This is a genomic window from Aeromonas sp. Y293-4, assembly GCF_027705905.1.
Taxonomy (GTDB): domain Bacteria; phylum Pseudomonadota; class Gammaproteobacteria; order Enterobacterales; family Aeromonadaceae; genus Aeromonas; species Aeromonas veronii.
The window spans coordinates 1-6,095 of sequence record NZ_JAPDCI010000017.1; the positions used below are offsets into that span (position 1 = coordinate 1).

4 protein-coding genes are annotated in these 6,095 nt (G+C 59.9%); all 4 read right to left on the minus strand.

Features of this window, described 5'->3' with window-relative positions; translation table 11 throughout:
- Positions 1-205: 205 nt before the first annotated feature.
- Positions 206-1,570 (minus strand): efflux transporter outer membrane subunit, encoded by a 1,365-nt coding sequence (locus OKC31_RS17040; RefSeq protein WP_270657304.1) that lies wholly within the window; start codon positions 1,568-1,570, stop codon positions 206-208.
- Between the two features lie 2 nt (positions 1,571-1,572).
- The gene (locus tag OKC31_RS17045) at positions 1,573-3,552 is read right to left on the minus strand and encodes a MacB family efflux pump subunit (RefSeq protein ID WP_270657305.1); all 1,980 of its coding nucleotides are present in this window, start codon (positions 3,550-3,552) and stop codon (positions 1,573-1,575) included.
- Positions 3,549-4,712: a macrolide transporter subunit MacA gene (gene macA, locus OKC31_RS17050; protein WP_139495691.1), complete on the minus strand. Its 1,164-nt coding sequence runs from the start codon at positions 4,710-4,712 to the stop codon at positions 3,549-3,551. Before macA ends, OKC31_RS17045 begins: the two co-directional genes overlap by 4 nt.
- Positions 4,713-4,962: 250 nt before the next feature.
- The gene (locus OKC31_RS17055) at positions 4,963-5,853 is read right to left on the minus strand and encodes a manganese-dependent inorganic pyrophosphatase (RefSeq protein WP_270657306.1); all 891 of its coding nucleotides are present in this window, start codon (positions 5,851-5,853) and stop codon (positions 4,963-4,965) included.
- Positions 5,854-6,095: the final 242 nt, after the last annotated feature.

Below are 6,095 nucleotides of genomic sequence, written 5' to 3' on the forward strand. Positions count from 1 at the left end.
CCACAGGTGGTTTTTGACGAACTTCTGAAAGCAGCCTGATTTTTAATCGGGAATTGCACTTCGAAGTTGAATTCGCGGCTGCCATAACCGCCCCTTGATGATGGGCAATGGATATCGGCTGCAGTGTGGGAGAGGGGGGCTGTGCGGTCCATAGTGATGGCATTCCCCACTCTGCCGGCAGAGTGGGGAATGGCCGGGTGAGGCGCTATCGGGGCACCACGCTATCGCTTCCGCCCAGGGCGCGATAGATTTTGGCAGTGGTGGTGAGCTGCTCTTTTTGCTGGGACAGCAGGCTCTGCTGGGCATCCCACAGCCGGTTCTGCTCATCAAGCCAGGCTTGCACGCCGGTCGCACCCGCCTGGAAGCGAGCCTTGGCCAGTCGTTCGGCCTCCTGGGCATAACTTAGTTGTTCCTGCAGATAATCGAGTCGCTGCTGGCCATAGTGGCGTGCGGCCAGATTGTCTTCCACCTCCACCAGTGCGGTGTAGAGCTGTTTGCGAAACTCGGTTTCAGCGATCTGGTAATCCAGCTCTGAGCTTTCGATGGCAAGCTGGGTGCGGTTGTATTCAAGGAAGGGGAGGGCAAGGCTGGCCCCTAGCGTACCGACCGGATTTTGCAGCACCTGCGCCAATCTATCGGATGCGGTGCTGGCACTGCCGGTCAGGGTCAGGCTGGGGTAGAAGCTGGTGCGGATCTCATCCCCTTTAGCCAGCGTCTTGCGCAGCCGCAATTCTGCCGCTTTGACATCGGGGCGGCGGGCTAGCACATCGGCCGGAATACCCACCGCAAGTTCAGGAATGGTCTGCTTTGCAAGGGAAGCAGGTGCATACTCCAGCGGCCCGCTGCTGCGGCCCAGCAACAGACGCAGGACATTGCGAGCCTGCTCCCGCTGCGCCTTGAGTGAGGCCAGCTCAGCCTGTTTTCCGGCCAACTGTTGGCGTGCCTGCGCCAGATCGAGCCGGGTGATGGCGCCAGCCTGGTATTTGGTCTGGGTCAGCTGCTCGGTTCGGGTCAGGTTGGCCAACTGCTGTTCTCCGAGCGTGATGGCAGAGCCGAGATAGCCGAGCTGCCAATACTGCTCCAGGGTATTGCCGATCAGCAGCAGTCGGGTGCTGGCGAGATCCTGCTCGCTTGCCGCCGCCTCCCAGCTTGCCTGATCTCGCACCGAGGCAAGCTTGCCCCACAAATCCACTTCGTAACTGAGGCTCAGCGAGGGGCCCAGACTGTTGGTGCCTTTGCCGGATTTCAGATCCTTGTTGCCACTGGCTGCGATAGTGCCATTGACCGAGGGGGTGAGGTTGGTATCTGCCTGCTCGGCGCCCAGTCTGGCGCTTTTGAGCTTGAGGGCCGCCACACGCATGTCCGGGTTGGCGGCCAGTACCGCCTCGACCAGTTTGTCGAGTTGGGGATCATGAAATTCCCGCCACCAGGGGCCTGCCTGCGCAGCCAGTTGGGAGCCCTCTGCCTGTTGCCATGTGGGGGCGATCGCCAGTTCGGGTCTTTGATAGGTGCTGTGCTGACTGCAGCCGCTGAGGGCCATGCAGAGAGCCAGCCAGGAGAGTTTGTGCATTGTTATTCCCTCGCCAGTGCGACAACAGGGTCGAGCCGCGCCGCATTGCGTGCCGGCAAGTAACCAAACAGGATCCCGATGAGTGACGAGCAGCCAAAGGCCATCAGGATGGAGAAGAGCGAGAACTGCATCTTGATGGAGTCCACCAGCAGTGAAAAGAGCGCGCCAATGCCGAGCGAGAGGCCTACGCCGAAGATCCCCCCCAGCAGGCTGACCATCACAGCCTCAATCAGAAACTGCTGCAGAATATCCGACTGGCGGGCGCCCACGGCCATGCGAATGCCGATCTCGCGGGTACGCTCCACCACCGACACCAGCATGATGTTCATCACGCCCACCCCACCGACGATCAGCGAGATCACCGCGATGGCCGAGACCATCAAGGTCATGGTTGCCGTGGTTTTCTCCACCGATTTGATGATGCTGTCGCTGCTAAAGGTGAAGAAATCCTTCACCCCGTGGCGCTTGGTGATCAGCTCGATCACCGCCTGCTCGGCCAGTGCCGGTTGTACCCCGTCTTTGACCCGGATGGTGATCTGGCTGAAGTGGTGCTGCGAGATGAGGCGACTCATCACCGCGCTGTATGGCAGCCAGATATTGACTGACTGGCTGGTGGGGCCAAAGCCGGTCTCCTGCGAAACCACACCGACAATCCGTACCGGCAAGGTGCCGACCAGTACCACCTTGCCGACTGGATCCTCCTTGCCAAGCAGGCTGGTGATACTCTTCTTGTCCACCACGGCGACGGCGGCACGCTGCTGGATATCTTGCCACTCCAGTAAGCGACCACTGACCAGTGTCATCCCCTTCACCTTGAAATAGTCGTTACCGACCCCGGTCACATTGCCGCTGTTGGTCTTGTTGCGATAGCGCAACTGGCCTGAGCTGCCAATCTCGGGGCTGGCACCCGCAAGATAGGGTTGCCCCAGCAGGGCATCGAGATCCCCCTTGTTGAGGGTCTGGATGCTGGCCATCTTTTCATCGCCCCATCCTTTACCCGGGAAGATTTCGATGGTGTTGGTGCCCATCGCATTGATCTGGTCGATCACCTTGGCGCGCGCCCCCTGACCAAGAGCGACCACGCTCACCACGGCGGCGATACCGATGATGATGCCGAGCATGGTGAGGAAGGTGCGCATCCGGTGGGCGAGCATGGCATGGATCGCCATCCGTCCCGCTTCCCGATAACGATCCCAGTCGTTGCCCATGGCACCTTTAGTGGGCACTATTTTTTGAGGGGCTGTGGTTGTGGCGGTGGTTGGAGCCAACACGGCCGTTTGGTAGGGGCCGCTATCTTGTTCAATCCGACCATCCTTGAGAGTGATGATCCGGTCGGCATGGCTGGCCACGTTCATATCGTGGGTGACCAGAATGATGGTGTGGCCCTGAGCGTGCAGCTCTTTGAGGATCGCCATCACCTCCTTGCCGCTCTGGCTATCCAGTGCGCCGGTCGGTTCATCGGCGAGGATCACTTCGCCGCCATTGGCCAGCGCCCGGGCGATACTGACCCGCTGCTGCTGACCGCCGGAGAGCTGGCCCGGGGTATGGTGACTGCGATCGGCCAGCCCCAGTCTGCCCAGCAGCTGACGCGCGCGCGCCTGGCGATCCGGGCGACTGGTGCCGGCATAGACGGCGGGGATCTCCACGTTGGCGGCGGCATCGAGATGAGGCAGCAGGTGGTAACGCTGAAAGATAAAGCCGAAGTGGTGGCAACGCAGGCGGGCCAGCGCCAACGCATCCATGGTGGCGGTGTCCTGACCGCGAAACAGATACTGGCCGCCGCTCGGGCTATCCAGACAACCCAGCAGGTTCATCAGGGTCGACTTGCCGGAGCCGGACGCGCCGACAATGGCGATCATCTCTCCTGCCGTGATGGTGAGGTCAAGAGGGTGGAGCACGGTGACTTCGCTGTCGCCGCTCTGGTAGCGTCGCTCGACCCCTTTCAGCTGGATCAACGGCAGCTGGTTCAGGGGCTCACTCATAGCATCACCGCCATCTCATCATTGTCGGCGGGGGCACCGTGATTGAGCTGCACCTCCTCCTTCTCGCTCAGCCCGCTGATCACCTCAATGCGGATCTCATCCTTCATACCGGTCTTGATATGGCGGGTTTCGGTCGTCTCATCTTCCTTGATCACGGTGACTTCATACTCGTTGTCACCCAGCGACTTGCCGAGGGCGGTTTGCGGCACAGTGAGCACCTGCTTGCGCTCGCCGAGCACTATGGTCACCTGGGTGGTCATTGCCACCCGCAGGGTATGGTCGGGATTGGGCACATCGAACAGGGCGTAGTAGTAGACAGCCGCATTGTTGGTGGTGGTGCCTGTGGTGGCCTGATCGTTGATGTTGGTAGGCGCTAACTCCACGGCGCGAAGCGTACCCTGATAGCGGGTATCCGGATCGCCAATGAGGGTGAAGTAGACCGGCATGCCGGCTTTGACCTTGGTGACATCAGCTTCGGAGATCTGCGCCTTGACCGTCATAGTCTCGAGGTTGGCTAGCTTGAGCACGGTCGGCACCGTCTGGCTGGCCGCCAGGGTCTGGCCCTGACGGGTCACAATGCTGATGACGGTGCCATCCATCGGCGCCAGGATCTTGGTGTAGCCCAGCTCGGTCTTGGCCCGATCAACCTTGATCAGGGCATTGTCGATATTGGCCTGGCTGTTTTGTAGTTCGGCGCGGGTGACCGCCAGCAGTGCCTCGGCACTCTCCAGATCGGCCCGTGAGCTCGCCTCCTGCTTGAACATCTGCTGCTGGCGCCGCCAGGCGAGCTCGTTCTGTTTGAGTTGCGCCTGCTTGATCTTGAGCTGGGCGCGGTTGCTGGCAAGCTCCGCCTCGGCCGTCTTGAGGTTGTTCTGGGCAATCAGGGGATCGATCTCGGCCAGCAGGTCTCCCTGCTTGACCTGATCTCCGGCCTCGACGGCCAGCTTGGTAACCTGACCGGAGACCTGGGCCCCCACATCCACCTGTTCTACGGCCTGCAGCACACCACTGGCCAGCACGGTCTGGGCAATATCCTCGCGGGTCACCTGAGCGGTCAGCATCGCCTTGGGTGGTTGACTGGGCCAGAGCAGCCAGCCGAGGAGCACCACGGCGATCAGCATGGTGATGGCCAGGGTTCTCTGCTTGGGGGTTATGTTCATCGATCACCTGAATGGAAACGGAAAAGGTTGTGCGCGGCGATTATCCTGCAGCAAAGCCCTGATAAATAACAGCCGCAAATATGTAAGCAAAGTTATGGCGTTAACTATCAATAAGCCGTGAAAGGAGTAAACGAGAGACCGCAGTGGTGAGCAAGATGGTCAGCAAGAGGATAGGGAGTGCCGCTTGCGGTGGCGATGAAAAAGCCCTGCGCAGAGGCAGGGCTTTGGAATAGGTGATGGCGAGGGAGGATTAGGCCTTGGCCAGCAGATCCATAACCCAGGGCAGACCCTGCTTCTTGCGGCTGACAAAGCCCGGGTGGTAGCTGGACTCGGCCGGTACTTTGGTGTGCTCGGTAAAGTAGATACGGCTGGCTGCGGCCGTCAGGTCAGTCACCATCAGCACGAAGAAGTCGAGCCCTTCGCTTTCAACACGGTGCGCCATCTCTTGCTGCAGAGTTTCGATCTGGTCGGCAAGCTGTTGTTCGCTGCCCACTTCAATCTGGCTCATGATGAAGTTCAGACCTTCGGCCTGGAATGCCTTCTCATCCTGCTGCAGCAGTTGAGCTGGGGTCAGGCCGCTCAGGTCGGTTTTCGCCATCAGCAGCTGTTGGCCGAATTCGGCCAGCGATACTTCGGCCAGTGGTGCCAGACGCTCACAGGCGATCTTGTCCTGCTCGGTGGTGGTCGGCGAGGTGAGACAGAGGGTATCGCTCATGATGGCACCCAGCATCAGGCGAGCCTGGCTGCGGGTCACAGTGTCTTGCTGGCTCAGCAGGTCGAAGGCGATGGTGCAGGTGCAGCCGACGGCCCGGATCCAGGCATCCAGCGGAGACTGGGTGACCAGAGTGCCGAGACGGTGGTGATCCACCAGGCCCAGTACATTGGCTTGTGCCAGTGTGGCAGGGCCCTGTTCCAGATCACTGAAATCCACCAGCCAGACATCTTCACCGGTCAGATCTTTGGTCAGCAACTCGGGTTCGCTGACGCCAGCCTGCTCCAGAATAAAACGGGTTTCGGTGCGCAGGTCACCCAGACGCCATGGGGTGGCCTGACGGCCCTGGCCATTGAGCCAGTCGGTGATAACCAGCGCACTGCAGATACTGTCGCTATCAGGATTCTTGTGACCAAAAACGTGGATCATAGACAAAGCCTCACAATTGGATACCCATAAAGGGGGGCAACACTATGCGAAATCCGCCACATGAAGGCAACCGGATCCACGCCCATGTTGCTGCCAGCTTCGCCTAACTCGCCATTTTATTGATCTGGGTCGGTAATCCTGACGCGAGTTCGGTTCTCACAGTTGGCTATTGGCTATTGGCTATTGGCTATTGGCTATTGGCTATTGGCTATTGGCTATTGGCTATTGGCTATTGGCTATTG